We start from the raw sequence: 25,750 nt of genomic DNA on the forward strand, positions 1-25,750 counted from the left end.
TTGACCGTGCCGCGACGGCAGGGTGTCCGCTGGGTCCGGCGAGCCACCCGTCACGAGAGGAGAACGACGTGGACCGGACCACCGAACGCCGCACGACCGGGGAGGGCTGCCCCGTCGCGCGACTGGGGCGGCTGCGGGAGGAGGGACCCGTGGTGCCGTTCGACGACACCCCGATGGGGCCCGCGATGCTGGTCACCCGGCACGACGACGTCCACGCCGCGCTGCTCGACCCGCGCCTGCGCAGCGATCCTGCCGCGGTACCCGGCGCCGGGCGGGGCATCGCGGGGGTGTTCGCGACGCTCGGGTTCCCCGACGAGCTCGCCCACCTCGGGCGGGGTCTGCTCGTCCGTGACGGCGAGGACCACACCCGGCTGCGTCGGCTGGTCTCGCGCGCGTTCACCGTGCGCCGGGTCCGCGAGCTGCGTCCGCGGATCGAGGCGCTCACCGACGGTCTGCTCGACGACATCGCCGCCGCCGGTGCCGACGGCACCCCGGTCGACCTCGTCGCCGCGCTGTGCCACCCGCTGCCGATCGCGGTGATCTGCGAGCTGGTCGGCGTGCCGGAGGAGAGCCGGGAGGTCTGGCGGGCCCTGGCCCGGCTGCTCGTGGCCCCCGACCCCGCGCGGATGCCCGCGGCGGCCCACGCCGTGCACGACCAGGTGCACGAGCTGATCGCGGCCCGGCGCGCGGACCCGGCCGACGACCTGGTCAGCGCCCTGGTCGCGGTGCACGACGACGGCGACCGGCTCGACTCCGACGAGCTCGCGGTTCTGCTGTTCGACCTGGTGCTGGCCGGGTTCGAGACGACCGCGCACGTCCTGTCCCGGGCCGCGCTGGTCCTGCTCACCCGCCCCGAGCAGCTCGCCGTGCTGCGGGACGAGCCGGAGCGCTGGCCGGTCGCGGTGCACGAGATCGTGCGGACCTGCGGCGCGGTGCCGATGTCCACGCCGCGCTTCGCCGCCGCCGACCTCGACATCGGTGGCACGACGGTCCCGGCGGGCAGCACGGTCGTCGCTGGGCTGGTGACGGCCAACTTCGACCCGCGCCGTCACGACCGGCCCGAGGAGTTCGACGTGACCCGCGACCCGGGCCGCGGCGAGGGGCACCTCGGCTTCGGGCAGGGCGCGCACTACTGCCTGGGCGCGGCCCTCGCCCGCACCGAGCTCGAGATCGGGCTGCGGGCACTGGTCACCCGGTTCCCCGCCCTGCGCCTCGCCGAGGTCGTCGAGGGTCCCGCCGACCTGGGGTTCGTGCGGGCGGACGCGGTGGAGGTGCGGGTGGACGCGCTCCCCGCCCACCACCACTCTGCCGGAATGGGCGGTGTGGGCCAGGATGTCCGGTGTGACCCGTGATCGCATCGCCTCCCGTGTCCGCCGCGCCGGGACGGCGGTGGCGGCGGTCGTCCTGATGGGCGTGGCGGGCTGCGGCGCCGCGGCGCCCGCGGCACCGGCCCCCGCACCGCCCGCGCCGTCCCCGGCCCGGACCGGGGACGGCGGTCTGCGGGTCACTCCCGTCGCGGGCGGGTTCTCCCACGTCTGGAGCGTCGGTGTGCTGCCCGACGGGCGCGCGCTGGTCACCGAGCGGTCCGGGCGCCTCTCGCTGCTCGCCTCGCTCGACCCGGGCACCGCGGTCACCCCGGTCGCCGCCGACCTCGGCGACGTGTTCGCCCGCGGCGAGGGCGGGCTGATGGGGCTGGCCGTGCACGCCGACTTCGCGACGTCGAACCGGTTCACCACCTGCCAGACCCACGCCGAGAACGGGAACCCGGTGGACGTCCGGCTGGTCACCTGGACGCTGTCCCCGGACGGCGCCACCGCGACCCGGGTCGCGGACCCGCTGGTCGGCGGGCTGCCGATCGCCTCGGGCGGACGCCACTCGGGCTGCCGGGTCGCCGTCGACGACACCGGGGCGCTCGTCGTGGGGACCGGAGACGCGGCGATGCCCGCCACCCCGCAGGACCTCACCTCGCTCGGCGGCAAGACGCTGCGGGTCGACCCGGCCACCGGTGGGCCCGCGGCGGGCAATCCCTTCGCCGACGCCGCCGACCCGGCCCAGCGGCTCGTCCACACCTCCGGACACCGCAACGTGCAGGGCGTCGCGGTCGAGCCGGGCACCGGGCGGATCTTCACCGCCGAGCACGGCCCCACCCGCGATGACGAGGTGAACCTGCTGCGCCCGGGCGCCAACTACGGCTGGGACCCCTCGCAGGGCGGCACGGTGGCCAGCTACGACGAGTCGGTCCCGATGACCGACCGGGACCGCTTCCCCGACGCCGTCCCCGCCGCGTGGTCCTCCGGCAGTCCGCCCGAGGCCCCGGCCGGCGCCGCGTTCCTCGACGGCGACGCATGGGGTCCGCGGAACGGGATGCTCGCCGTCGCCGCGTTGCGCGGGCAGAAGCTGCTGCTGATGCGCGTCGGCCCGGCGGGCACCGACGGCGCGGTCTCCGACGTCGAGATCCCGACGGAGCTCGACGGGGAGTTCGGGCGGCTGCGCGGGGTCCACTCCGCGCCGGACGGGGCCCTGCTGGTCACGACGTCCAACGGCGACGACGACCGGGTCCTCCGGGTCGACCCGAGCTGACCCGCGCCGGGGCCGGCCCGGTCCGGGGGAGGACGCGACCGGGTCCGAGGTCTGAACCGTCCGGGACCGGGTACGCGGCGCGGATGGTCGTGTTCGAGGAACCCGTCCCGGTGTCGCTCCCGGTATCGCTCCCGGTGGCGGCGGCGCTGTCCGGGCTGTCCGCCTACGACGTCTGGGTCCGCTACGCCGGACTCGGCGGCACCGGCACCGAGCACGACGTCGCCGCCATGCTGGTCGACCCGGCCGTGACCGCCCCGGCCGACCGGGTCCTGCTCGCCCGGGTGCTCGACGCGCACCTGGTGGTGCTCGGGTGCCGTCGCCGGGTCCGTCCGGACACCGGCGACGACGCGGCCCCGCCCGCGGTGCCCTGAACCGGCCGGGTCAGCCGCGCACCGACCGGGCGAAACCGACGACGTCGCGCACGGCGTGGGCGTAGACGTCGGGCATGGCGTCGCGGAACAGGATCATGCCGACGTGGCAGAGCCCGGGGTACACCAGCCCGACCGAGGGGACCCCGGCGGCGAGCAGTCGCCGGTGGTGGGCAAGCCCCTCGTCGCGCAGCGGGTCCAGCTCCGCGCAGGCGATCACGTGCGGCGGGAGCCCGTGCAGGTCCTCGGGCCGGGCGGCCGCGGCCCAGCAGGTCGGGTCCTCGGCGTGCGTGGAACCCGGGTCGTAGACCTCGGCGAGCAGCGGGAACAGCTCCCGGTTGAGCCAGTAGCGGTCGTTCTCCCACAGCGACGCCAGGTCCGCGGGCGCCCGGTCCCAGGACCCCAGTACGTACGGGCACTGGGCGTACACCCCGGCGATCCGCCCGGCCCAGCCTTCGCGGCGGGCCCGGACCGCCAGCCCGAGCGCGAGGTTCGCGCCGCCGGAGTCCCCGGTGACCACGACGTGCGTCCCGCCCAGCTCCGTGAGGTGCTCGTGCACCCAGTGCAGGCCGGTGACGCAGTCGTCGAGACCCGCCGGGAACGGGTGCGACCCGAGCCGCCCGCCGCCGTTGCGGTACTCCACCCCCACGACGACGGCGCCCTCCGCGGCCAGCTCGTCGCGCCACCGCACGTACAGCGGACCCTCGGCGGCCAGCATGACCATCCCGCCGCCGTGCACCTGGTAGATCACCGGCAGCGGCCCGTCCACGCCGGTCGGGCGGTGGACGTGCAGGCTGATCTCGTGGCCGTCGGCCCCGGGCACGGTCCGGGTCGTACGGTCGATGCCCGACATCGGCGCCCAGCCCGTGGACAGCGCGGTGAAGAACCCCTCGAAGCCCTCCTCGGCGGCGTCGACGAAGCCGAGCAGCGCCGGGCGGCCCGCGGTGCGGTCCAGCGGGGCGTCGTCGGCATGCCCGGTCAGTCCGAAGCCCTCCAGTGCCGCGACCATCCGCGGGTCGGCCCGCGGGTCGTCGCCGATCGTCATCGACGGGTTCCCGAGCCGGCCGGGTGCGCGGGTGGGGACGACGGCGTCGGTGCTCACGTGGGCTCCTCGGGCGGTGGGTGACGTCGATCGTGTCCTGAGTCACACCCGTCCGTCAACCGAGTCGTCGCTGCGCGCCGGGACCGCAGGTTCGAGCAGGTGGACCTCGCGTTCGAGGTCGCCCATCCGGTCCCGCTTCACCGGCGGCGGCTCGGGCACGGGGCCGCCCTCGCGCAGGACCCGCACGGTGTCGGCGAGCCGGTCCACCCGGCGCAGGATGCCGTTGCGGTGCAGGAACCAGGCCAGGAACCGGGTCAGCACGGCGACCGCGAGCGCGATGCCGACCGACAGGTAGTCGCGGACGCGGATCTGGTTGATCTCGGCGATGCGGTCGTCGAGCAGCTGCCGCTCGCCGGTCCGCATCTGGTCGACGCGGCTGCGGATGCCGTCCATGAGGTTCTTGCCGTAGGCCAGGTCCCCGCGGATCTCGCCGCCGGTGTTCCCGCCGTCGGCGACGACGTCACGCTGGCGGGCCAGGTCGGTCATCTGCTTCGACGTCAGGTCCCGCAGTTCGGCGATCCGGGCCAGCTTGTCCGTGCGCGGCTTCTCGCCGGGCTCCGCCGCGGCCAGCGACTCCAGATGCCCCAGGACCGTCGGGAGCTCCGCCGACGCGTCGGTGAAGGGCTCCAGGTACTCGGTGCGCCCGGTGAGCTGGTAGCCGCGGACGCCGGTCTCGGCGTCGACCATGAGCGTGGTGAGGTCACCGAGCGTGCCGGTCATCTCGAACTTGCGCTGGATGTCGGTCTCGATGTCGACGCGCTGCAGGTTCCCGGTCAGGGCCAGCCCGGCCGAGACCAGCACGGCCAGCAGCGGCAGCCCGATGGTGATGCGGCTCTGCACCCGCATGGGCAGGCCGTCCCAGTACCGCAGGGCGGGTCGCGCCGGAGCGCTCAGGGTGTCGCGAAGGCTCCTGGCCACCGACGGAGTGTACGGAGGGGCCACCCCGGCCTGCCCGTCCGAGCGGTCGCGGCCGGACCGTCGTCCCGAACCAGGTTCGTCGGCCTACGGCTCCGGGGTGCGGTCCACGGCGTCGGGGGCCGGGGTGGCGAGGACGACCGCCAGGACGGCGTCGACCAGCCGCGCGGTGTCGTGCTCGGGGTCGAGGGGCGCGCCGAGCTGGGCCCACAGGTACGCGGGGGCGATCACGAGCTCGACGAGCTGCATCCCGCTCACGCCCGTGACACCGGCCGCCTCCAGCATCGCCCGGAAGTCGTCGACCCGCGGCTGCACGATCGCCATGACGTCGTGCGGGTCCGTCGACGCGCGGGTGGCGGCGAGCAGCGCCCGGAGCATCCCGAGCGCGTGCGGGCCGCTCAGGCTCGTCAGGAGCCCGCCGACGTACTCGGTGAGGTCGGCACGCAGGTCGCCGCTGGCCGGCACCGGCGACGAGGTCCGCACGTCGCCGACCACGACCTCCAGCAGCAGCGACTCGATGGTCCGCCACCGTCGATAGACGGTGGTGGGGTGCACCCCGGCGCGCTGGGCGACCGCGGGGATGGTGAGTTCCGCGCCCGGTTCGCCGAGCGTCTCCCGGACGGCGGCGAGCACGGCCTCCCGGGTCCGCGCGGTGCGTCCACCCGGGCGTATCGATCCTGCGGTCTCGGGCACCCGCACATCTTAACGCATTGATAGTTGCGTTTGTCGACGCCGTCGGCCTACGGTTAACGCAATTCGAGTTGCATGAGTGAGGAGCACGCTGATGGCACACGCACTCGTCGTCGGGGCCGGGATCGCCGGCGAAGCACTGGCGGTCACCCTGGCCAGGGACGGATGGCGGGTCACCGTGGTCGAGGTCGCGCCCGAGCTCCGTACCGGCGGTCAGACGGTCGACCTGCGCGGTGACTCCCGTCAGGTCCTGGTCGATCTGGGGCTGATCGACGAGGTGCTGGCGCACCTCGTGCCGCAGCGGGGGATCGCGTGGATCAGGGCCGACGGCAGCCGGATGGCCGAGATGCCGGTCGAGGCCTTCGGCGGCCGGGGGCTGATCTCGTCCGAGGAGCTGCTCCGGTCCGATCTCGCCCGGGTGCTCCACGGGGCGGCGGGTGCCGCGGGTGTCGAGTACCGGTTCGCCGACACCGTCGAGCAGCTGACCGACACGGCGGAGGGCGTGGAGGTCCGGTTCCGCTCGGGGCCGGTGGAGGTGTTCGACGTCGTCGTCGGGGCGGACGGGTCGCACTCCCGCACCCGTTCCCTGCGGTTCGGCCCGGAGTCCGCCTACCGGAAGCCGCTGGGCCTGGCCCACGCCTGGTTCACCCTGCGGGAGGGTCCCGGGACACCGCCGCTGGACGGGTGGGCGCTGTCGTACAACGAGCCGGGGCGTCGCGGACTGACCGCGCGCCCCGGGCATCCGGGACAGCAGGAGATCGGGATGACGTTCGCCGCCTCGACCGTCCCCCGTGCGCACGACGCGCGCCTCGCCGTGCTCGACGACGCCTTCCACGGCGCCGGGTGGCGTGCCGCGGAGTTCCTCGCCGCGGCGCGCACCGCCCCTGACCTCGCACTCGACACCTACGACCAGATCCACATCGACCGAGGGTGGTCCGACGGGCGGGTCGTGCTCGTGGGCGACGCCGCCTGGTGCGCGAGCCCGCTGAGCGGACTCGGTACCGCGCTGGGACTGCGGGGAGCCGCGGAGCTCGCGGAGGCGCTGCGACGGCACGGGGTGTCGGCGGAGCCGACCGCGGAGCGGATCCGGGCGGCCTTCTCGAGCTTCGAGCAGGTGATGCGCCCCCGCGCGGCCGCGGCGCAGAAGCTCCTTCCCGGACGGGTCCGCATGGTGGCGCCGAAGACCCGGTGGGGCATCCGGGCCAACGCCGTGGTGATGCGCGTCGTGCAGGCGCCCGCCTTCCTGCGCGTCGTGCGGTTCCTCGCCGGTGGTCGTGGCCACGGCGACGGCGCCGGTCCCGAGCCGTCCCACGCCGAGCGGTCCCGCCAGGCGGGGTGAGGGGTCTCAGACCCGGCGGTCCGCGAACGCCCCCGCGACGAGTGAGACGGCCCGGTCGGGGTCGGCGGCGAGCCGGCGCAGCGCGTCCCGCGGGCCCGGTCCGGGCAGCTCGACCAGTGCCTGCGCGACCCGGATGCGGGTCGCGGGGTCGGTCCCGTCCAGGTCGCCGGTGAGGGCGCCGAGGATCCGGCCTGCGCTCGCCGGGTCCGTGCGCGACAGCTCCGCGAGGACCTCCGCGGCCTCGACGTCGTCGTCCCCCGCCCGCACCATCGTGACCAGCTCCGGGACGGCGGCCACGGCCCCGGCCCGTCCTGCGGCCACCGCGGCGCGGCGGCGGACCCGGGGGTCCGGGTCGGCCAGCGCGTCGAGCAGCGCCGCGGTCGCCGACGGGACCGGTGCGGCGTCGGCGAGCGCGTCGACCGCGCGTCGCCGGACGGCCGGGTCGTCCGAGCCCAGACCGGCCGCGAGCGCGGCCGCGGCCGCGGCGTCCGGGTCGCCCGCCCGATCCAGCGCCGAGCGCAGCGCCCACCGCAGCGCCCCCGCGACGTGCGGGTCGGACTCGGCGAGGAACGAGCGGGCCAGCAGCTCCGCGGGCAGCGCCGGGCCGTCGGCCGTGGCCAGCGCGGCCTGCTGTCGGCGCCCCGCGGCCGGCGACCCGAGTGCCCGCAGCAGCCCGCCGACGTCGACGACCTCGGTCCAGGTCCCCGCCCCGGCGGCGTCGACGGCGCGCAGCCGCGCGAGCAGCTCCCGTTCCCCTTCCAGGCGTTGTTCGGTGGCCCGGACCAGGTCCGCGACCAGCCCGGACGGGTCGAACCCCGGGTCGCGCAGGGCGTCGGCGACCTGGGCCAGGGACAGCCCGAGCGTCCGCAGGCCCTCCACGTGGAAGAGCCTGCGGACGTCGTCGGGGGAGTACTCGCGGTAGCCGCCGACGGTCCGCCCGGTCGGCCGGAGCAGACCGACGGCGTCGTAGTGGCGCAGCATCCGCACGCTCACCCCGCTGCGGCGCGCGACCTCACCGATCAGCACGCGGCCGCCTCGTGCCCCGGGCCGAGCGCGACCACCCGGCGCGCCTGTGCCACGGCGTCGTCGAACCCGGTGGTCGGGTCCTCGCGCAGCACCATCGTCGCCCTGGCGTGCGTGGCGACGTCCGGGTCGGGCCCTGCCGCGGCCCGGTCGAGGACGGTGTCGGCCGCCGCGCCGAGGTCGGCCAGCGCCCGGGACAGGCTCAGCCGCACCGCCCGGTCGCCGCGGCCCAGCTGCCGGCCGAGCTCCTCGGCGAGCCCGGCGCGACCGGCCTCGGGAACGAGCACGACGGCGGTGCGCCACGCGGTGCGGGCCACCTCGTCGTCGGGGTCGTGCAGCAGGGCGGGCGTGACCCGGTCCGCGGTCGCCGGGTCGGCGATCTTGGACAGGGTGTGCAGCGCCTGGGCCCTGGCCTGCGACGACGACGAGCCGAGCTCGGCATCGAGCCGGGGCAGCACGTCCGCGGCCGGGAGCCGGGTCAGCGCCCAGGACAGCATGTCCCGGACGAAGAAGTCCGGCTCCTCCCCGCAGCGGCGCACCAGGGTGTCGAGCAGGGCGGGGTCGGGGGCCGACCCGGCGGCGAGCGCGGCCCGCAGCCGGACCGACGGGTCGGCGGCGGACAGGGACGCGGTGATCTCCGGTGGTGTCATGACCACCACCCCAGTGCCTGTCACGGTGTCAGGGTCAAGTCCGTCGCTCCGTGGGCGCAAGGGGTGGCGACGACGACCACCGCGCGGGGCCCCGGCGCGGGCGGGGCCCCGGGAGCGACGTCAGGCCGGGGTGATGACCACCTTGAGCGCCTGGTTGGCCGCGGCGTTCTTGAACACGTCGTAGGCCTCGTCCATCTGGTCGAAGGTGAACGAGTGGGTGCCCATCTTCTCCGCCGGGATCCGCCCGCCCGCGACCATCTTGAGCAGCGTCGGGATGGACACGGTGTCGACCAGGCCCATCGTGAGCGTGACGTTGGAGATCCACATGTCCTGCATCGGCAGCTCCACCGGGGTGCCGTGGACACCCACGTTGGCGATCGTGCCGCCCGGGCGCACCAGCGACGCCGCGGTCAGCAGCGTCTCCGGGTAGCCGACGGCCTCGATCGCGACGTCCACGCCGAGTCCGTCGGTCAGCGCGGTCACGTCCGCGACGGTGCCCGGCCCCACCTCGACGCTGTCGGTGGCGCCGAACTCGATGGCCTTCTCCAACCGGAACTTGTTGGAGTCGATCGCGATGACCTTCGACGCGCCCCACAGGCCGGTCGTGAGGATCGCCGAGAGCCCGACCGCACCCGCGCCGACGACCGCGACGGTGTCGCCCGGCCGCACGTTCCCGGCGAGCACACCGACCTCGTAGCCGGTCGGCAGCGAGTCGGCGAGGAAGATCGCCTGCTCGTCGGTGACCGACTCCGGCACCGCGTAGAGCGAGGTGTCGGCGTAGGGGACCCGTACGTACTCGGCCTGGGTACCGTCGATGAGGTGGCCGAAGATCCAGCCGATCCCGCCGACGGTCTGGCAGTGCGACGGCATGCCGCGCTGGCAGTAGTCGCAGCGGCCGCACTTGGTGATCGCCGGGACGAGGACGCGGTCGCCGACGGCGAAGCCGGACACGGCGTCTCCGACGGCGGTGATCGTGCCGACGGCCTCGTGGCCGAGGATGCGGCCGTCGGTGACGGCCGGGACGTCGCCCTGCAGGATGTGCAGGTCGGTGCCGCAGATCGTGGTGGTGTCGACCTTGACGATCACGTCGGTGGGGTCCTGGATCGTCGGGTCCGGGACCTCCTCCCAGGACTTGGCGTCCGGTCCGTGGTAGACGAGTGCCTTCATCTGCTCACTCCGTTGGTCGCAGGGGGTGCCGAGGGCGTCGGCGGACCCGACGCTAATGCGGGAGTGCGCATGTGACTGTCCCGTTCTGGGACGACTCCGCGGGCGGCACGAGCCCCGGCGACGGCCGTGTGTCCCGCGCCCGGGACACCTCAGCCGATGTAGCTGATCCCGAACGCGTCGATCTTGCGGTAGAGCGAGGACCGGGCGATCCCCAGCAGCTCGGCGGCCTGGTAGCGGTTGCCGCGCGCCTCGTAGAGGGCCTGGATGATCACGTCGCACTGCGCCGCCTCCAGCATCGACATCCGCGGTGCGCCGCCGGTGAAGCACGACGACGGCAGGTCCGGTGCCTGCACGACGCCGACCGGCTTGCGGGCGATGACGTAGCGCAGGACGTCCTCCAGCTCGCGCAGGTTCCCCGGCCAGGCGTAGCCCTCCAGGACCCGCACCACCTGCATGCTCAGGCTCAGCGACCGGCCGCCGGACAGTGAGTGCAGCACCGACCGCGCGAGCTCCCCGAGCTCGTCGGCCCGGTAGCGCAGTGCGGGCACCCGGACCGTGTCGTGGAAGTGCCGCAGCAGCAGCCCGTAGGGCCGGGTGGCGTCGACCGATGGCGTGTCGATGCAGCCGACGACGGTCGGTGCCGCGGGCGTGGACACCAGGAGCCGCAGCGACTCGTCGAGGCGCCGCGCGGCGACCGACCCGAGCATCGCGAGCCGGCGCAGGACGAGCAGCCGTGGCCGGTCCTCGTCGGTGCCGCGGACCGTCGGCAGGAGGGGGCCACCGGACTCCGCGATCCGCGCGCAGTCGAGCATCTGCACCGTCCCGGTCGGGTGGCTGCGGCGGAACTGTTCGACGGCGAGGGTCTGCTTCCCGACGCCCGGCTCGCCGACGAGGAGCAGGTGCCTGGTCCGGGCGGCGACGGCGGTCGCGACGTCGCGGCGGGCGCGCAGGTAGGGGCTGAGGAGCTCCCGGTTCGCGCGTCGCCGCACCTCGGCGGCGGCGCCGTCGGCGTGCGCGTCCCGGAAGTCGGCCGCGAAGTCCCGGCGCGCGGTCGGCGCGACGTGTGACCCCTGGCGACGCATCGCGTCCGTCGTCCGGGAACCGGCCGGTACGCCGACGCAGCGCCGCCCGGCGCTGACGTGGCCCACGACGGCGCCGCCGTCCCGGACGACGGAGGTGGCGACGTCGTCGCGGCGGCCCGACGGCAGGTCGGCGGTGGACCCGGCGGGCGGCGGCTCGGCGAGGGCGGCGTCGGCGAGCGCCCGGTCGAGGAGGTGGTCCCGGTCCTCGCGGGGCAGGGCCCGGAACCCGGGACTGCACAGGGTCGCCCGGCCGTCGGTCGCGACGACCCACTCCGCCCCGGACCGTTCGCAGACGTCGTCGAAGCGGGCGTGCAGCAGCCGCCCGGCCCGGTGCGCGCGGTCCCGGACGTGCTCGCCGATCTGGCGGGCCAGCTCCGCGGCGACGGCCGCGCGCAGCGCCGAGCCGCCGCCCGGCGCCGACAGGTGCGCCACGACCACCACCGTCTGCGGGTCCGCGTCGCTGTCCGACGGCACCGGTGCGGCGGCCTCGGCCAGGCAGGCGAGGTCGGGGTGCAGGTGCTCGGGACCGTCCACCCGGGCGGCGCGACCGGTGGCCCGCACCAGCGCGGACGCCGTCGTCGCCACGTCCTGCTCGGCGATCCGGAAGCCCGGCGCGACCAGGACGGCGTCGAGCAGCGTGGCGAGGTCCGGGCAGGCGTCGCGGCGGACGCGGACCACCCCGTCGCCGTCGACGAGCAGCACCGAGCAGCCCAGGTCGTCGGCGCCGGCGAGGAAGCGGTCGAAGACCTCGTCGGCCTCGGCGACGGCGGCGTGCCCCGGCTCGTGCCCGACGTAGGTCGCGGACCGGGCCAGGTCGACGCCCAGGTCGAGCGCCCGCTGCCAGGACTCCGCGACGACCGGGCGGACGTGGGAGCCCGCGGCACCGACGTGCCGGGTGTGCCGCGCCCGCCGGGCGGCGGCCTCGACCCCGGCGCCGGTATCCACGGATCGAGCGTAGCCAGCCGGCGCCACGCTCCGCGAGGACCGCCGGCAGCCGGCGTCCGTCGGCCACGCTCACCGACCCCGGCAGTACGACCTCGTGGGGCAGCCCGGCTACACAGGGAAATCGGCGCTGCGCGACAGGTCTTCGTTCCTCCGGATCTCGGCCAGATCCTTCTCCAGAGTCTCGACCACGGCGTCGTATCCGCTGTTGCCCAGGACCAGCCGGCGGGGCGGCGGATCCTGCGACATCGCCGTGATCACCGCACGGGCGCCGCGGTGCGGGTCGCCGGGCTGCACGCCGTCCATCCCGACGAAGACGGCCCGGACCTGCTCCAACATCTCGTGGTAGACCGGGATAGCCTCCTCGACGGCTTCGTCGGCGAACCCGGTGTAGGCGTTGGTGCGGAACGCTCCCGGTTCGACGGTCAGTACGGAGACGCCCTGGGCGGCGACCTCGTCGCGCAGCGCGTCGGTGACGGCTTCGACGGCGAACTTCGTCGCGCTGTAGTAGCCGAATCCGGGCGCCGAGACGAGTCCGGCCACCGAGGACACGTTGACGATCCACCCGTCGCCGCGGGCACGCATCCCCGGCAGCACGGCACGCGTCACGGAGAGCACGGCGAAGAAGTTCAGCTCGAACATCGCCCGCATCGCGGACTCGTCCATCGCCTCGATGGATCCGTACCAGCCGCGGCCGGCGTTGTTGACCAGCACGTCGATACCGCCGAGGTGCTCCTCGGCCGTGCGAACGGCGCGCTGCACCTGTGCCGCGTCGGTGAGCTCCAGCGGCACGACGAGAACGCGGTTGCCGTACCGCTCCGCCCAGGTCGCCAACTCCGTGGGGCGGCGGGAGGTCAGCACCACGCGGTCACCGGTGTCGAGCGCGGCCTCGGCGAAGGCCATCCCGAAGTTGCCGGGTGTGCCACCGGTGATGAACCATCGCCGGGTCACGGCTCGATCACCAGCCGACGGATCGCCGCACCGTCGAGGGTGAAGCGGTAGTTCAGGTCGACGACCCCGCCCGGGAAGTCGCCCTCCAGGTGCTGTCCGACGTCGACGCCCGTGGCGGTCGTGGACGCACCGGTGAACTCGGCGGTGTAGGTGTACTCGGTGACCGCGGTCGCCAGCCAGGCCCTGATCTCGTCGGTGCCCGCGTGGTCGTGGCCGTCATCGGTCACCACGGCGTCGGGGGTGAAGGTGGCGAGCGCCCGATCGAACTCCCGGGAGTCGAGTGCGCCCATGAACGTTCTCACGGTCTCGGGGAGTGTTTCCCATTCTGCTGTGGACATGGCGCCACGATGGAGCTTCCCGTGAGGGGAAGGTCAACCCGTGATCGCGGGAATGCCGCGACGTTGACCTTCCCCCAGGGGGAGGGCCCAGGGTTGTCCCGCTCGACGCAGGTGACGCCACGCAGAGGAGGACGCCATGGGAGCCCAGGTCTCGATCGGTGACTTCGCGCTGATGAGCGGCCTGAGCCGCAAGGCGCTACGCCACTACCACGACATCGGGATCCTCGAACCGGCCCACATCGACCCCGACACCGGCTACCGCTTCTACGACACCGGCCAGGTCGACCACGCCCACATCATCCGCCGGTTCCGCTCCCTGGGCATGTCCATTCCGGACATCAAGGCGCTCCTGAGCACCGACGACGCCGGGGCCCGCACCGAGATCATCACCACCCATCTCGAACAGATGGAGGCTGCGCTCGCCCAGACCCGTGACACCGTGGGGGCCCTGCGTGAACTGCTCACCCCGGCGAGACCTCCCACCGACGTCACGTTGCGCCACGAGCCGGCGCTTCCCGTGTGGGCCATCAGCGCCGTCATCGACGTCTCCGAGATCGACGACTGGTTCACAGCGTCGCTGCGGACACTGCACCAGGCCGTCGCCACGGCACCGGGCGCGCCTGACGCGATGGTGCCGGGCGGCCTCTACGAGAGAGCACTGTTCCTCGAACAGCAGGGCCGCGCCACCATGTTCGTCCCCGCGCCACCGTCCATCGATCCGCCCGAAGCGGTCCAGGCCGAGGTCCTCCCCAGGACCGAGTTCGCGGTGCTCACCCATCCCGGCGGGCACGACGGCATCGACCGCAGCTACGCGGCCCTGGGGATCTATGTCAACGAGCATCTGATCAGCAGCCAGGGACCCATCCGCGAACACTACGTCGGCGGCACTCCCACGGATCCGGCCCGATTCACCGCCACCGAGATCTGCTGGCCGATCTTCGGCACCACCGCATCATCGGAATGAGCGGAGACCGCTGAGCGTCGTCCACTCGTACCCGCCGCCGTGAACCACCGGGGTCAGCCGGTGCTCGGCAGGTCCCGCACGAAGGTCAGGACGGCCTGCGCGAGCCGCTCCGGCTGGTCGAACGGGAGACCGTGCCCGGCGTCGTCGACCTGGTGGACCCGCAGGAGCGGGTTGAGCTCGCACAGCTCGGTGGCCACGCCGAGGGTGACCACGGGCTTGTCGCCGATGACGAGCAGCGTCGGCACGTCGAGCGCGCTGACCAGCTCACGGTACGGCGGGTTGGGCGGCGTCAGGACGTCGAACGCGGCCGGGCTCGTGCTCAGTCGCGCGTCCACCTGCAGCTCGACGAGCTCCGGTGAGCGATGTGCGTGCCGCGCGAGCGCGTCGTCCAGGAGCGCCGACCTCCCCTGGTGCAGGGCGTGGCGGTGCTGCTCTGCGACGTCGCTCTCGTACACCTGCTGTTGCCACTCGCTGCTCAGGAAGGTGGGATCCACGAGGACGAGCCCGCGCACCAGGTGACCGATCCGGGTCGCGGCCAGCGCTGCCGTCATGCCGCCCATCGAGTGACCGACGAGCACCGGGCGACGAAGGCCCAGCTCCTGGATCAAGCCGCCCACGTCAGCGGCGAGATCCGGGTAGCGGTAGCCGGAGTCCGGAGCACTCGAGCGCCCGTGTCCGCGCGCGTCGGGCATGATCACGTCCAGCTCCGCCTCGAGCACGCGAGCCACCGGCGTCCAGCCTGCTCCACTGCCCACCAGGCCGTGGAGCAGCAGGGCGGGAGGCTTGTCCTGACCGGTCCGGAGGTAGGAGATCGTCACGCCGTTCACCTCGGCGTCGTAGGTGGGCCAGGACGGCATGACGGGGATGCTACGCAGCGAGTGGCCGGCCCTGCGGCACGAGCTCGCCGAGTGCCTGTGGTGGCTCTTCGTGCTCGCCGACCGGCTCGACGTCGACCTCCCCGAGGCCTACGGCGCCACGATGCAGCGCATCGGGGACGGGCTGTGGCGCGCGGTCGCCGACGGGGCCGGATGACGCCGCGCCCGCGACTGCAGGCGAGGTGCGCGACGGGCCCTCAGCCCCCGGGGCGGCCGAGCCGGTGGTGCCGGATGCGCGCCTTCATCTCGGCGACGCCGTCGGCGAACCGCTGTGCATAGATCACTTCGACGACGGCGGCACCGGCCGCCGTGACCGCACCGTCGGCGTCGATCAGCCCGCGGTCGTGCAGCTGCCGGGCCACCGGGGCCCGCAGCTGGTCGACCCGGGCGTCCCGGCCGTCGAGCAGCTCCAGCGCCCGTGCCTGCTCGGTGGACAGGTACATCGGCTCACCCCCTGCCCTGGGTTCGTACCGGGGCCGGGGCAGGTTCACGCCGAAGCGCCGGACGGTCAGATCAGCCCTGCCGAGCGGGCCGCGATGACCGCCCGCGCCCGGTTCTGGGCGTCGAGCTTGCGCATGGCGCTGTGCAGGTAGGCCTTGACCGTCCCCACGGTGATCCCCAGCTGCGCCGCGATCTCGGCGTTGGTCGCGCCCACCGCGACGTGCTGCAGTGCCTCGATCTCCCGCGGTGAGAGGGCGGGAGCCTCTCCGCCCGTCCGGCCCGGCGCCGGGCGCGCCCCGGCGAGGCCGTCGTGGATCCGGCTCAGCCGTGTGCGCAGCTCCGGGTCGTCGGTGCTCTCGATCAGCGCGGCGAGCTCCAGCAGCGCACCGGCCCGGCTCTCGGCGTCCGCGACGACCGCGACGGTGGGCGGAGAGTGCTGGTCGAGCAAGGCCGTGGCGTCCCGGGCGATGGTGGCGGCCACGATGCCCGCGTTGCGGACCGCGACGTCGCCGATCGGCCGGTGCTCGCGCATCGCCCCGTACACCACGCCACGGACCGAGCCGTGGACGATGATCGGATAGGCCAGGATCGACGCGAGCCGCTCGTTCTCGACGACGACGTGATCGTAGTCGTGGGTGATCCCCGGGGTCGAGGCGTAGTCGCTCACCCGGCACGGGATGCGGCGGGCCATCGCGGCGCCGCCGAGGCCGCGCCCGGACAGGACGCTGAGCAGCCGCAGCGAGTCGCCGAAGGTGCCGATCAGCTGGTTGATCGTGAGCTGCAGGCCGTCGCGCACCGTCCGGGTCGTCCCACCGAAGACGACCGGCAGACCGGTCGTCGAGCTGAGCTCGTGGAGCCGGCGGGGCATGACCCGGTCCAGCGCACGGGCGACCGCGTCGTCGTCCAGCACGAGTGCTCCTCCCTGTCCCGTCGGCGTCCTCGCCGGCCCGGGCGGCCTCGTCGTGTGCAACGAGTCACGACTGGTGGGGTTCTCCCAGAGATCGCCGGGTCCGTCAACCGGATCCGAACACTGACTTCGGTTGGTAGCGGGCGGTGGGCCGGCGCGGCGAGTCTCGGTCCGTCCGCCAGGCCGCGCCCGACGAGGAGCCCGCATGCCCTTCCGTCACGACGTTCGCGGTGGCGTTCTCCGCCCGCCCGGTGACCGCCCCGACGGCGGTCCGACCGCCCCACCGACCCCGAGGACGTCCGCCCCATGGGCAACCACGACATCTACCGCGACGCCCGCGACCGGCTCGTCGCGCTGCACGGCGAGCACGAGAAGGCCGTCGCCGACTTCACCTGGCCGCAGTTCGACGGCGCCTTCCAGTGGGCGCACGACTGGTTCGACGTCATCGCCGACGGCGAGACGCGGACCGCGCTGCGCATCGTGGAGGAGGACGGCGCGGAGGGCGCCTGGACCTTCGACGAGCTGCGCCGCCGCTCCAATCAGGTGGCCCGCTGGCTGGCATCGCACGGGGTCGGGCGCGGGGACAGCGTGCTGGTCATGCTGGGCAACCGCGTCGAGCTGTGGGAGTCGATGCTCGCGGTGATGAAGCTCGGCGCGGTGATCATGCCGACGACCACCGCGCTCGGCGCCGTCGACCTGCCGGACCGGCTGGAGCGCGGCCGCGCCCGGTTCGTGATCGCCGACGCGTCCTGCACGGGCAAGTTCGAGGGACTCCTCGACGGGCGCACCGCGATCTCGGTCGGCGGCACCGCCGAGGGCTGGCTGGACCTCGCCGACTCCCGCGACGTGGACGACGCACCCGTCGAGCACCCGGGCACCACCGCCGACGACCGGCTGCTGCTGTACTTCACCTCCGGCACCACCAGCCGGCCGAAGCTGGTCGAGCACACCCAGGCGTCGTACCCGGTCGGACATCTGTCCACGATGTACTGGCTGGGCATCACCCCTGGCGACGTGCACCTCAACATCAGCTCGCCGGGCTGGGCCAAGCACGCGTGGAGCTGCTTCTTCGCGCCGTGGATCGCCGGGGCGACGATCTTCCTCTACAACTACAGCCGCTTCGACGCGGCGTCGCTGCTCGGCCAGATCCGGGACAAGGGCGTCACCACGTTCTGCGCGCCGCCGACGGTGTGGCGGATGCTGATCAAGGCCGACCTGTCCGGCGGGCCCGGCTCGCTGCGCGAGGTCATCGCGGCGGGCGAGCCGCTCAACCCGGAGATCATCGAGCAGGTCCGGGCGCAGTGGGGACTGACCCTGCGCGACGGGTTCGGCCAGACCGAGACGACGGCGTCGGTGGGCAACACGCCCGGCTCGGTCGTGAAGCCAGGGTCGATGGGCCGCCCGTTGCCCGGCGTCCCGGTGGTGCTGGTCGACGAGCTCACCGGGGAGGTCTCCGACACCGAGGGCGAGATCTGCATCGACCTCGCCCGGCGCCCCACCAGCCTGATGGTCGGGTACCTGGACATGCCGGAGAAGACCGCCGACGCCATGGCAGGCGGCTTCTACCACACCGGCGACACCGCGACCCGCGACTCCGACGGCTACCTGTTCTACGTCGGCCGCACCGACGACGTGTTCAAGGCCAGCGACTACAAGATCTCGCCGTTCGAGCTGGAGAGCGTGCTCGTCGAGCACCCGGCGGTGCTGGAGGCGGCCGTGGTGCCGCAGCCCGACCCGGTGCGGCTCGCCGTGCCGAAGGCCTACATCGCGCTCGCCCCCGGCCACGAGCCGACCCGGGAGACCGCGGTGTCGATCTTCGCCCACGCCCGGGACCACCTCGCGCCCTACCTGCGGGTGCGGCGCATCGAGTTCTTCGAGCTGCCGAAGACGATCTCCGGCAAGATCCGCCGCGTGGAGCTGCGGGCCCGCGAGCGCGACGAGGCGGGGGCGGCTGCGGGCGGGGAGTGGCGTTACGAGGACCTCCCGGAGCTGAGGGCCTGACCGGTCGTCCAGGAGTCCTCCGGACGGATCCGCCGTGCCGCCCGGGACCGGACGGCCGGCCCGTCTCCGGCGCGATGCCGAGACGGGCCGGTCGACTCGTGACCGGGTCGCGCCGCGACGTCACAGGTCCAGCTGCACCTCGGACCCCGCGGCCCGGGAGACGCACACGCAGAGCCGGTCCCCGGCGGCCCGCTCGTCGTCGGTCAGGTAGGTGTCGCGGTGGTCGACTGCGCCCCCGAGCACCGGTGTCACGCAGGTACCGCAGATGCCCTGTTCACACGAGGAGGGCACGTCGACGCCGGCGGCGGTGAGCGCCTCCAGCAGGGTGTGGTCCTCGCCGACCTCGACGGTCCGCCCGCTGCGCCCGAGCACGGCCTTGAACCGCCGGGCGCCCGCCGGGGCGGTCCCGGTGGCGACGAAGCGCTCGTCGTGCACCGTGCCCGCCGGCCAGCCGTGCGCCCGGGCCCGGTCGTGGACCGCGTCGATCAGTCCGGCCGGGCCGCAGACGTAGACGTGGTCCCCGGCTCCCGGTGAGGCCAGCACCCGGTCGAGGACGGCGCCGGTGCCGGCCGGGTCGAGCCCGAGGTGGTGGGTGGTGGCGGGGTCGGCGGAGAGCTCGTCGAGGAACGGCAGGTGCGCCTCGGAGCGGGCGAAGTGGTGCAGCTCGACGGACTCTCCCGCGGCGCGCAGCGCCCGCAGCATGGCGATCAGCGGGGTGACCCCGATGCCACCCGCGACGAGCACGTGCCGGGTCGCCCCGTCGGCGAGCGGGAAGGTGTTGCGGGGTGCGGAGACGGCGACCGGGTCGCCGGGCCGCAGTGCGTGTACCGCGGCCGAACCGCCCCGGGACGGCTCCTCGCGCTGGACTGCCAGCGTGTAGCGGCCGTCGCGGGAGTCGTCGCACAGCGAGTACTGGCGGACGATGCCGCCGGCGAGCCGCAGGTCGACGTGGCCGCCCGGCTCGCCCGGGGGCAGCGGGCTCCCGTCGGCGGCGGCGAGGTGCAGCACCCGGATGCCCACCGCGGCCTCGGTGATCCCGGCGACGACGGCCGGGGCCCACCGGGGCCGGGGCGCCGGGCCCCGGTCCTCGGCGATCAGCCGCTCCATGATCCGCCGCCAGCGTACGACGCCGGAGTCGGTCTCCAGCAGCACCGGCTCCGGCGCGGTGTCCTCGCAGCGGGCGAACGCGGCGATCGTCGCGTGCTGCGCGCGGATCATCGGCTCGTCCTGCTCCTCGAACGCGAACCGGCGCAGGTCGGAGATCTTCAGCCGCATCTGCGGGGTCTCGGTGCCCGGCCGCACGCCCCAGCGCGACGCCGTCGTGAAGTAGTGCGTGGTGCTCGCCGTCTCCGGGGTGAGGATGTGGGTACCGAGGTAGCCGACGCCCTCGGAACGCGGCCGTCCCGGCGTCGTGACGCCGACGTCGAGCAGCAGGTGCGACGGCGCGTTCCACCGGAAGTCGGTCCAGGTGTCGACCGGGGCGCCGTCGTCGTGGAACAGCATGTCGAACATGCCGGGGGGAGGCACCGACGCGGACTCCCGCACGACGTTGACCGTGTCGCCGTCCTGCCGCACGGTTGTCGCGGTGTCCAGCATGGCGCTGTTCCCGAGGATCCCGTCGTGCAGGAAGCTGGTGTGGCTGCAGTCGAGCAGGTTGTCGACGATCAGGTCGTACGGCACGTCCATGACCAGGTGGTCGCGCCGGGTCGTGGTGTCCTCGGCGTCGAGGGTGCCGAAGTCGGGCAGCAGACCGTGATCGGGCTCCCGGTCACCGGCCCACCACCAGACCGCACCGTGCCGCTCCACCACGGTGTGCGCGGTGACCGCGGCGGCCCGCGGGACCACCCCGGCGCCGTGCGGGTTGCGCACGCACGCACCCGAGGTGTCGAACTCCAGGCCGTGGTAGCCGCAGGTGATCGTCCGACCGTCGAAACGGCCGCGCGACAACGGCGCGAACCGGTGCGGACAGCGGTCGTCGAGGGCGACCGGTCGGCCGTCGGCGTCGCGGGTGAGCAGCAGCGGGCGTTCGAGCACCGTCCGCGACAGCATCGTGTCCGGGGTCAGCTCGCACGACCAGGCCACCAGGTACCAGGTGTTGCGCAGGAACTCCACGATGCGTCCGCCCTCTCCGTCGACGACGTTTCTGAACTCACTCGTTCATGAATGTGCGGCGACGGGTGTGCCGGGTCAAGGGGCGCGGCGATCCGGAGGCGATGTGTCCCGGTCCGGATGCGGCGCGTCAGGAGCGGGGGAGGAAACCCGGCAGGACGGCGTCGACGACGTCGGCCGCCCAGGTGTCGTCGAGGTCGCGGCCGGCGAGGTGGTCCGCGTAGAGGTTCCCGACCAGGGTGCTGACCAGCCGTTCGACGTCGACAGTGGGGTCGAGGTCGCCGCGTTCGACCCCGGCCCGGACCACGGCGGCGATGCCCGCCCGGCGGGGCAGCAGCGTGCTCCGCCGGATCGTCGCGAGCAGCTCGCCGGAGACGGGCTCGGCGGCCAGGCAGTTGCCGACGACGGCCATCCCGCCGACGTCGTCGTACTGGCGCCGCATGGCGTCGAGGTGGGCCACGAGATCCTCGCGCAGCAGACCGGTCGACGGCGGCACGTGGTCGACCTGCAGATGCTGCAGTGCTGCGGCGAGCAGCTCGGAGCGGCTGCGCCACCGGGTGTAGACGGTCACCTTCGACACCCCGGCCTCGGCGGCCACCCGGTCCATGGTCATCCGGGCCAGGCCCTCGGCGGCCAGCAGCCGGACCGTCGCCTCCAGCACCGCGACGTCCTTGGAGCGGTCCCGTGGGCGTCCCCGCGGTCGGTCGGTCACCGATTCAGGGTAGGTCCGGACGGGAGCGGTGGATGTCCCGGACGTCACCGTCCCCGTCGCTTGACCTTGATGGTGTCCAGGTCGGTGCAGACGGACCGCAGATCGCGCACGTCGGCGCCGAGGTCGCGGACGGCGGCCGTGGCCAGTTTCTCCGCCGCGACGACGACGTCGTCGATCGTGTCCTCGGCATCGGCCTTCACGACACAACGGAACGTGAAGGTGCGCAGGGACCGTTCGTAGGTGACGGTGCCCTCCTCGGTGAACTTCGACCGGAGCAGATCGTGGTCGTCGGCCATGGCCAGCAGCTCGGCTCGCTGGTCGTCGTCGAGTGTCGCGAACGTGCCATAGACGATGACCTGGTAGTTCTTGCGCGGCAAGGTGTGCTCCTCGGATGTCGGGGGACGGGGACGGTCAGGACGTGCCCGGTCGCCGCGGTTGCCGCGGCAGGAGGAACAGCAGGCAGATCACCGCGGCCGGGCTTGCGGACGCCCAGCAGAGCGCTTCGCTGAAGTGGCGGTGAACCTCGCGGAGTCGATGTCGGCCAGAGCGTTGCCGATTGCCTCCCGCGCGGCGGGGTCATCGGTGCCGGGGGCGCGGCAGGTCTCGGGCGCGCCGGTGAGGTCGGCCTGACTGTGGGCGTCGACGGCCGAGAGTCGCCTCCGCCGTCGTCGGCTTCACGTCCTCGCTCATGGGCTGTGGTCCAGTTCTTCGATGTGGCGGGCCGTCAGGCGGATCCGGCCATCGGCTCAGGGAGTGGTGCCGTTCTCCGGGGCGGGTGGTTCGGCGGGTTCGGCGGCGCTGCTGCGGGCCAGTGCGCTCCACGACCGCATCAGCAGATCCACCACGTCCATGACTCCTCCGGCCGGTCCGGCATCGGCCGAGAGCACGCGCTGGATGGAGAGTCCGTCGTCCAGGGCGTGCACGATCAGGGCGAGCAGCTCCACCGGTGCGGGCGGCGTGACCGACCGGGCGGCGAACCCCTGTGCGAGGGCCTGGGCCATCGCCTCCCGGGAACGGCGCTCGCGGTCGGCCAGTACCGACAGCACAGCCGGATCACGCATGCCGTGGAGCCACAGTTCGGTGCGCAGGGCCAGCCAGCTCGCGAAGTTCTCGTCCCGCTCGCGGTGCCAGTCACGCAGGTTCTCGATCGTCTCCTCGAACGAGCCGGCATCGGCGCTGAGTGCCTGCACCTCGGCCAGCTCGCGCTCGGTGCGCTGCTCCAGGAGGGCCAGGACCAGCTGCTGCTTGCCGTCGAAGTTGCCGTAGAAGGCGCCCCGGGTGTACCCGGCGCGTTCCACGATCTGTTCGACCGAGGTGCCGTTGACGCCGCGTTCGGCGAACAGGTCGGCCGCCGCCTGCAGCAGCTCCTGGCGCGTGATCTCCCGGCGCTCCTGCCGGGTGAGTCGTCTGCTGATGATGGCCTCCTTCCGGGTTCTCAGATACGGTACCGTATCCGGATGCAAGATCGTATCTGAATAGCCCAGGGTCGGCGGGTGGGCGATTCACGCCTCGTCAGCCGGGCCGGGTTGCTTATTTCTAATTCGGTTTCTAATCTGCGAACGTCCGGCCGTTCCCCGGCCCACGCAACGTCGCGGTGAGGAGTCCCGGTGATGCCCCGTCCCGACGGATCACGGCCGGACAGCCCTCGCCAGGGTGCGGCGTGACGGCGCCCCCGGCCCCGCCGGCGTTCACGGGCTGGCTCGGCGACCGCGTCCCCGGGCTCACCCCGCCGTTGCGGCTCGCCCGCGTCGGCGCGGGTCAGTCCAACATCACCTCTCTGGTCACCGACGCCGACGGGCGGGAGTGGGTCCTGCGCCACCCGCCTGCCGGCGCCCCGGCCGGGGCGCACGACGTGCACCGTGAGGCCCGTGTCCTGCGCGCCCTCGCCGGGTCGGGCGTGCCGGTGCCGACGGTGGTCGCCGAGGGAGCCGACGCCGGGGGGATCGACGGCCCGTTCTACGTCATGGACCGGGCGCCGGGCGCCCCACTGGTCGACGAGTCCGACGCCTCGGCCTGCACCGCGCGCCGGCGACGGGAGCTGTCGGTCGAGACGGTCGAGGTGCTCGCCCGCCTGCACGCGCTCGACCCGGCCGCCGTCGGTCTGGAGGGACTCGGCCGTCCGACGGGCTTCCTGGAACGCCAGACCGCCCGGACCGTCCGGAACTGGGCGGCGTGGGGGGAGGGCTCCGCGGCGACGCCCGCGTGGGAGGAGTGCCGCCGTCGCATCACCGCCACGGTGCCTCGCCAGCAGCGCACGGTGATCACCCACGGCGACTACCGGCTGTCCAACCTGCTCGTGCGGGACGGCCGGATCACCGCCGTGCTCGACTGGGAGCTCTGCACCCTCGGCGACCCCCTGGCCGACCTGGCGTGGCTGCTCGACGACTGGCGCTCCCCGCAGGAGCCCGCGATCGTCATCCCCCGTCCCACCCGGGCCGGCGGGTTCGCCACCCGCACCGAGATCGTCGACGCCTACGCGGCCCGTACCGGCCTGGACGTCGGCGACCTCGACCACTACTGCGCCTTCACTCACTGGAAGGCCGCGACCCTGCTGCAGGGGGTCCTCGTCCGCCGACGCTCCGGGAGCATGGGCGAGCACGGGGCCCTCGACCTGCGTTCGCTGCAGGACTCCGTCGAGCACCTGCTCGACGGGGCACTGCGCCTGCTGGGCCGCTGAACCGACACCCGAGACGCGGAGAGGACACCGTGCGCCCCGAGGACGACTACACCCACCCGGTTGGGCCCGAGCCCCACTTCAACGAGTCCATGTACGTGCACTTCAACGACCCGGTGGCGCGCCTCGGCGGCTTCCTGCGGATCGCGAACCGGCCCAACGAGGGCCGGGGCGAGGTCACCGTCTGCCTGTTCCTCCCCGACGGCCGCCTCGGCTTCTCCTACGCCCGCCCCGAGGTGACGTCGAACGAGGCGTTCGACAGCGCCGGGATGGCCTTCCGTGTCCGCGAGCCCTTGCGTCACCTCGACGTCTCCTACGCCGGGCCGCTCACGCTCGTCGCCGATCCGGCGGCGATGGACGACCCGCGCACGGCGCTGGGCGGCAGCCCGACGGTCGAGGCCGTCGTCGAGCTGGCGGTGCACGGCATCGCGCCCGTGTTCGACCACAGCTTCGACACCGACGGGGGCTCCTTCGCCCCCAACCACTACGAGCAGCCGCTGTCGGCGCAGGGCCGGATCGTGGTCGACGGGGTCGAGACCGCGGTCGGCGGCCACGGCCTGCGCGACCACTCGTGGGGCCCGCGGTCCTGGCAGGCACCGTGGTTCTACCGCTGGCTGCACGGAACCACCGACGGGTTCGCGTTCATGGGGGCGTGGTTCGGCAGCCCGGACGGTTCGTCGGTGCACGGCGGCTTCGTCTGGGACGGCGGGACGGTGCACGAGGTCGACGGGATGGAGATCGTCACCGACCGTGACGGCCGGGACGAGCAGACCGGCATCGGCCTGGTCCTGCGTTCCGGCGGGCGGGAGTGGCGCCTGCGCGGCCGCGCGGAGGCGACCGTGCCGCTGCGGAACCGGCGCACCACCGAGGGCGGCGACCCGGCGGTGACCCGGCTCGTGGAGAGCCTGATGACCTGGACCGGTGAGGACGGCCGCACCCTGGGTGGCATGTCGGAGTACCTGGACCAGATGGTCGGGGGCAGGCCGGTCGGCCTGGCGGTCTGACCGGCCACCTGCCGCGGTGCGGCGCCGGACGTGCGGTGCGCAGCGGTCGGGGTCACAGCAGTCGTGGTCACAGCAGTCGTGGTCACAGCGGCTCTGCGGCATCGGCGTCGAAGGCGTTCCGCAGCCGGCGTACGAACCGTGGGTCAGGGGCGAGCTCCCGGTGCCCGATCCCGGTGATCGGCACGGCGGGCGTCCAGGAGTTCATGACGACGGCGGACAGGCCGCCGAGGTCCGACGGGCGGACCTCCCGCTCGTCCTGCGGGACGCCGGCGAGGTGGAGCTGTCGGCGCACGATCTGCATCGTGGTCCCGACGAGCAGGTCGGCCCGAGGCCAGATCACGGTGTCGCCGTCGGAGAACGCCAGGTTCCAGATGGTGCCCTCGCTGATCCGGCCGGCCCGGTCGAGGAACACGGCGTCGTCGAACCCGCGCTGCCGTGCCCGGCGCAGGTGATGGGTCTTCGCGCCCTCCCCGACGTGCTTGATGTGCGGCAGGAACCGTTCGTGCTCGACGGCGTCGAGCCGGAACGGCCCGCGCGGTCCGTCCGAGGGGGCATCGGTCCGCACGGTCACGTCCAGCGGACGGTCGTCGTCGGCGGGCACGAACTCGCCCTCGGCCGGCCGGATGGTCACCACCATCGACAGGGACCGGGGACCGGCGGCGACCGCCTGACGCATCCGGTCACGGAGAAGCCCGTCGTCGACCGCGCGGCCGAACAGGTCGTGCGAGGCACGCTGCAGGCGGGCCAGGTGCAGGTCGAGCCCGCGCACCGCGCCGTCGCGGACCTGCATCGCGGTGAAGTGCGCGAACCCCGCGAACGCCAGGTCCGTCGCGTCGTCGGAGTTAGAAGGCCGGCCGTTCCGCCAGAGTCTCGCTGCCATGGACCCGACCGTAGAATCTGACATCGTTGTCAGGTT

General features: G+C 73.8%; 26 protein-coding genes. 9 read left to right on the forward strand and 17 right to left on the reverse strand.

Annotated features, from left to right (window positions below; all coding sequences use genetic code 11):
• Positions 1 to 68: 68 nt before the first annotated feature.
• From Ae331Ps2_RS30455 to Ae331Ps2_RS13525, 3 genes are all read left to right on the forward strand, one after another.
• Positions 69 to 1,352: a cytochrome P450 gene (locus Ae331Ps2_RS30455; RefSeq protein WP_075308530.1), complete on the forward strand. Its 1,284-nt coding sequence runs from the start codon at positions 69 to 71 to the stop codon at positions 1,350 to 1,352.
• Positions 1,333 to 2,580 (forward strand): sorbosone dehydrogenase family protein, encoded by a 1,248-nt coding sequence (locus Ae331Ps2_RS13520; RefSeq protein ID WP_075308528.1) that lies wholly within the window; start codon positions 1,333 to 1,335, stop codon positions 2,578 to 2,580. The genes Ae331Ps2_RS30455 and Ae331Ps2_RS13520 overlap by 20 nt, the downstream gene beginning before the upstream one ends.
• A gap of 83 nt (positions 2,581 to 2,663) precedes the next feature.
• Positions 2,664 to 2,951, forward strand: a complete 288-nt coding sequence (locus tag Ae331Ps2_RS13525) for a hypothetical protein (RefSeq protein WP_075308527.1) — start codon at positions 2,664 to 2,666, stop codon at positions 2,949 to 2,951.
• A 10-nt stretch (positions 2,952 to 2,961) separates the two neighbouring features.
• On the opposite strand, the gene Ae331Ps2_RS13530 is transcribed toward Ae331Ps2_RS13525, so the two are convergent.
• The 3 genes from Ae331Ps2_RS13530 to Ae331Ps2_RS13540 all read right to left on the reverse strand — a co-directional run bounded on the left by Ae331Ps2_RS13530 (position 2,962) and on the right by Ae331Ps2_RS13540 (position 5,658).
• A complete protein-coding gene (locus Ae331Ps2_RS13530) occupies positions 2,962 to 4,050 on the reverse strand; it encodes an alpha/beta hydrolase fold domain-containing protein (RefSeq protein WP_212611738.1) in 1,089 nt (362 codons plus the stop codon).
• A gap of 42 nt (positions 4,051 to 4,092) precedes the next feature.
• Positions 4,093 to 4,968: a CHASE3 domain-containing protein gene (locus Ae331Ps2_RS13535; protein ID WP_139318832.1), complete on the reverse strand. Its 876-nt coding sequence runs from the start codon at positions 4,966 to 4,968 to the stop codon at positions 4,093 to 4,095.
• Positions 4,969 to 5,052: 84 nt separating this feature from the next.
• A complete protein-coding gene (locus Ae331Ps2_RS13540; RefSeq protein ID WP_158071440.1) occupies positions 5,053 to 5,658 on the reverse strand; it encodes a TetR/AcrR family transcriptional regulator in 606 nt (201 codons plus the stop codon).
• 91 nt (positions 5,659 to 5,749) lie between these two features.
• Here Ae331Ps2_RS13540 and Ae331Ps2_RS13545 point away from each other — a divergent pair, with 91 nt between their 5' ends.
• The gene (locus Ae331Ps2_RS13545; RefSeq protein WP_075308524.1) at positions 5,750 to 6,994 is read left to right on the forward strand and encodes an FAD-dependent monooxygenase; all 1,245 of its coding nucleotides are present in this window, start codon (positions 5,750 to 5,752) and stop codon (positions 6,992 to 6,994) included.
• 6 nt (positions 6,995 to 7,000) lie between these two features.
• On the opposite strand, the gene Ae331Ps2_RS13550 is transcribed toward Ae331Ps2_RS13545, so the two are convergent.
• The 6 genes from Ae331Ps2_RS13550 to Ae331Ps2_RS13575 all read right to left on the reverse strand — a co-directional run bounded on the left by Ae331Ps2_RS13550 (position 7,001) and on the right by Ae331Ps2_RS13575 (position 13,099).
• A complete protein-coding gene (locus tag Ae331Ps2_RS13550; protein WP_075308523.1) occupies positions 7,001 to 8,020 on the reverse strand; it encodes a MerR family transcriptional regulator in 1,020 nt (339 codons plus the stop codon).
• Positions 8,014 to 8,667 (reverse strand): HEAT repeat domain-containing protein, encoded by a 654-nt coding sequence (locus Ae331Ps2_RS13555; RefSeq protein WP_075312432.1) that lies wholly within the window; start codon positions 8,665 to 8,667, stop codon positions 8,014 to 8,016. The genes Ae331Ps2_RS13550 and Ae331Ps2_RS13555 overlap by 7 nt, the downstream gene beginning before the upstream one ends.
• A 120-nt stretch (positions 8,668 to 8,787) precedes the next feature.
• Entirely contained in the window at positions 8,788 to 9,834 is a 1,047-nt protein-coding gene (locus Ae331Ps2_RS13560; protein WP_020622756.1) for an alcohol dehydrogenase catalytic domain-containing protein, read from the reverse strand.
• A 149-nt stretch (positions 9,835 to 9,983) separates the two neighbouring features.
• A complete protein-coding gene (locus Ae331Ps2_RS13565; protein ID WP_075329736.1) occupies positions 9,984 to 11,861 on the reverse strand; it encodes a helix-turn-helix domain-containing protein in 1,878 nt (625 codons plus the stop codon).
• A gap of 108 nt (positions 11,862 to 11,969) precedes the next feature.
• A complete protein-coding gene (locus Ae331Ps2_RS13570) occupies positions 11,970 to 12,809 on the reverse strand; it encodes an SDR family NAD(P)-dependent oxidoreductase (protein ID WP_075308521.1) in 840 nt (279 codons plus the stop codon).
• Positions 12,806 to 13,099: a nuclear transport factor 2 family protein gene (locus Ae331Ps2_RS13575; protein ID WP_020622167.1), complete on the reverse strand. Its 294-nt coding sequence runs from the start codon at positions 13,097 to 13,099 to the stop codon at positions 12,806 to 12,808. Before Ae331Ps2_RS13575 ends, Ae331Ps2_RS13570 begins: the two co-directional genes overlap by 4 nt.
• Before the next feature lie 184 nt (positions 13,100 to 13,283).
• Here Ae331Ps2_RS13575 and Ae331Ps2_RS13580 point away from each other — a divergent pair, with 184 nt between their 5' ends.
• The gene (locus tag Ae331Ps2_RS13580; RefSeq protein WP_020622168.1) at positions 13,284 to 14,111 is read left to right on the forward strand and encodes a MerR family transcriptional regulator; all 828 of its coding nucleotides are present in this window, start codon (positions 13,284 to 13,286) and stop codon (positions 14,109 to 14,111) included.
• A gap of 53 nt (positions 14,112 to 14,164) precedes the next feature.
• Here the strand turns inward: Ae331Ps2_RS13580 and Ae331Ps2_RS13585 are convergent, their stop codons facing one another.
• On the reverse strand, positions 14,165 to 14,968 hold the full coding sequence (locus Ae331Ps2_RS13585) for an alpha/beta fold hydrolase (RefSeq protein WP_075308520.1): 804 nt from the start codon (positions 14,966 to 14,968) through the stop codon (positions 14,165 to 14,167).
• On the opposite strand from Ae331Ps2_RS13585, the gene Ae331Ps2_RS32010 reads away from it, so the two are divergent.
• A complete protein-coding gene (locus Ae331Ps2_RS32010) occupies positions 14,967 to 15,143 on the forward strand; it encodes a hypothetical protein (protein WP_158071441.1) in 177 nt (58 codons plus the stop codon). The two genes, Ae331Ps2_RS13585 and Ae331Ps2_RS32010, sit on opposite strands and share 2 nt — an antisense overlap.
• Positions 15,144 to 15,183: 40 nt before the next feature.
• Here Ae331Ps2_RS32010 and Ae331Ps2_RS13595 read toward each other — a convergent pair whose 3' ends face one another.
• Together Ae331Ps2_RS13595 and Ae331Ps2_RS13600 are read right to left on the reverse strand one after the other, a co-directional pair.
• Positions 15,184 to 15,429 carry a hypothetical protein gene (locus Ae331Ps2_RS13595; protein ID WP_075308518.1) on the reverse strand — a complete coding sequence of 82 codons (246 nt, stop codon included), beginning with the start codon at positions 15,427 to 15,429 and terminating at the stop codon, positions 15,184 to 15,186.
• Positions 15,430 to 15,494: 65 nt separating this feature from the next.
• On the reverse strand, positions 15,495 to 16,337 hold the full coding sequence (locus tag Ae331Ps2_RS13600) for a LuxR C-terminal-related transcriptional regulator (protein ID WP_158071442.1): 843 nt from the start codon (positions 16,335 to 16,337) through the stop codon (positions 15,495 to 15,497).
• A 303-nt stretch (positions 16,338 to 16,640) separates the two neighbouring features.
• Here Ae331Ps2_RS13600 and Ae331Ps2_RS13605 point away from each other — a divergent pair, with 303 nt between their 5' ends.
• Entirely contained in the window at positions 16,641 to 18,335 is a 1,695-nt protein-coding gene (locus Ae331Ps2_RS13605) for an AMP-binding protein (protein ID WP_075308516.1), read from the forward strand.
• Between the two features lie 120 nt (positions 18,336 to 18,455).
• On the opposite strand, the gene Ae331Ps2_RS30460 is transcribed toward Ae331Ps2_RS13605, so the two are convergent.
• The 4 genes from Ae331Ps2_RS30460 to Ae331Ps2_RS13630 all read right to left on the reverse strand — a co-directional run bounded on the left by Ae331Ps2_RS30460 (position 18,456) and on the right by Ae331Ps2_RS13630 (position 22,619).
• Complete coding sequence (locus Ae331Ps2_RS30460) at positions 18,456 to 20,447, reverse strand: Rieske 2Fe-2S domain-containing protein (protein WP_083695539.1); 1,992 nt, start codon at positions 20,445 to 20,447, stop codon at positions 18,456 to 18,458.
• A 127-nt stretch (positions 20,448 to 20,574) separates the two neighbouring features.
• Entirely contained in the window at positions 20,575 to 21,156 is a 582-nt protein-coding gene (locus tag Ae331Ps2_RS13620) for a TetR/AcrR family transcriptional regulator (RefSeq protein WP_075308514.1), read from the reverse strand.
• A 44-nt stretch (positions 21,157 to 21,200) separates the two neighbouring features.
• A complete protein-coding gene (locus Ae331Ps2_RS13625) occupies positions 21,201 to 21,533 on the reverse strand; it encodes a DUF6204 family protein (RefSeq protein WP_075308512.1) in 333 nt (110 codons plus the stop codon).
• Between the two features lie 369 nt (positions 21,534 to 21,902).
• Positions 21,903 to 22,619, reverse strand: coding sequence for a TetR/AcrR family transcriptional regulator (locus tag Ae331Ps2_RS13630; protein ID WP_233147407.1), 717 nt, complete (start codon positions 22,617 to 22,619; stop codon positions 21,903 to 21,905).
• 197 nt (positions 22,620 to 22,816) lie between these two features.
• On the opposite strand from Ae331Ps2_RS13630, the gene Ae331Ps2_RS13635 reads away from it, so the two are divergent.
• Both Ae331Ps2_RS13635 and Ae331Ps2_RS13640 read left to right on the forward strand, forming a co-directional pair.
• Positions 22,817 to 23,833 (forward strand): phosphotransferase family protein, encoded by a 1,017-nt coding sequence (locus tag Ae331Ps2_RS13635; RefSeq protein WP_075308510.1) that lies wholly within the window; start codon positions 22,817 to 22,819, stop codon positions 23,831 to 23,833.
• Positions 23,834 to 23,862: 29 nt separating this feature from the next.
• Positions 23,863 to 24,834, forward strand: coding sequence for a hypothetical protein (locus tag Ae331Ps2_RS13640; RefSeq protein WP_020624241.1), 972 nt, complete (start codon positions 23,863 to 23,865; stop codon positions 24,832 to 24,834).
• An 82-nt stretch (positions 24,835 to 24,916) separates the two neighbouring features.
• On the opposite strand, the gene Ae331Ps2_RS13645 is transcribed toward Ae331Ps2_RS13640, so the two are convergent.
• A complete protein-coding gene (locus Ae331Ps2_RS13645; RefSeq protein ID WP_212567624.1) occupies positions 24,917 to 25,714 on the reverse strand; it encodes an aminotransferase class IV family protein in 798 nt (265 codons plus the stop codon).
• Between the last annotated feature and the right edge of the window lie 36 nt (positions 25,715 to 25,750).

It is taken from the genome of Pseudonocardia sp. Ae331_Ps2 (assembly GCF_001932405.1).
Taxonomy (GTDB): Bacteria; Actinomycetota; Actinomycetes; order Mycobacteriales; family Pseudonocardiaceae; genus Pseudonocardia.

Excerpts from the sequence above, each read along its gene's own strand:
- Ae331Ps2_RS13520 (WP_075308528.1), top strand. The coding sequence starts at position 1,333 with ATGTCCGGTGTGACCCGTGATCGCATCGCCTCCCGTGTCCGCCGCGCC.
- Ae331Ps2_RS13525 (WP_075308527.1), top strand. The coding sequence starts at position 2,664 with ATGGTCGTGTTCGAGGAACCCGTCCCGGTGTCGCTCCCGGTATCGCTC.
- Ae331Ps2_RS13545 (WP_075308524.1), top strand. The coding sequence starts at position 5,750 with ATGGCACACGCACTCGTCGTCGGGGCCGGGATCGCCGGCGAAGCACTG.
- Ae331Ps2_RS13555 (WP_075312432.1), bottom strand. The coding sequence starts at position 8,667 with ATGACACCACCGGAGATCACCGCGTCCCTGTCCGCCGCCGACCCGTCG.
- Ae331Ps2_RS13560 (WP_020622756.1), bottom strand. The coding sequence starts at position 9,834 with ATGAAGGCACTCGTCTACCACGGACCGGACGCCAAGTCCTGGGAGGAG.
- Ae331Ps2_RS13575 (WP_020622167.1), bottom strand. The coding sequence starts at position 13,099 with ATGGGCGCACTCGACTCCCGGGAGTTCGATCGGGCGCTCGCCACCTTC.
- Ae331Ps2_RS13580 (WP_020622168.1), top strand. The coding sequence starts at position 13,284 with ATGGGAGCCCAGGTCTCGATCGGTGACTTCGCGCTGATGAGCGGCCTG.
- Ae331Ps2_RS32010 (WP_158071441.1), top strand. The coding sequence starts at position 14,967 with ATGACGGGGATGCTACGCAGCGAGTGGCCGGCCCTGCGGCACGAGCTC.
- Ae331Ps2_RS13585 (WP_075308520.1), bottom strand. The coding sequence starts at position 14,968 with ATGCCGTCCTGGCCCACCTACGACGCCGAGGTGAACGGCGTGACGATC.
- Ae331Ps2_RS13595 (WP_075308518.1), bottom strand. The coding sequence starts at position 15,429 with ATGTACCTGTCCACCGAGCAGGCACGGGCGCTGGAGCTGCTCGACGGC.
- Ae331Ps2_RS13605 (WP_075308516.1), top strand. The coding sequence starts at position 16,641 with ATGGGCAACCACGACATCTACCGCGACGCCCGCGACCGGCTCGTCGCG.
- Ae331Ps2_RS13645 (WP_212567624.1), bottom strand. The coding sequence starts at position 25,714 with ATGGCAGCGAGACTCTGGCGGAACGGCCGGCCTTCTAACTCCGACGAC.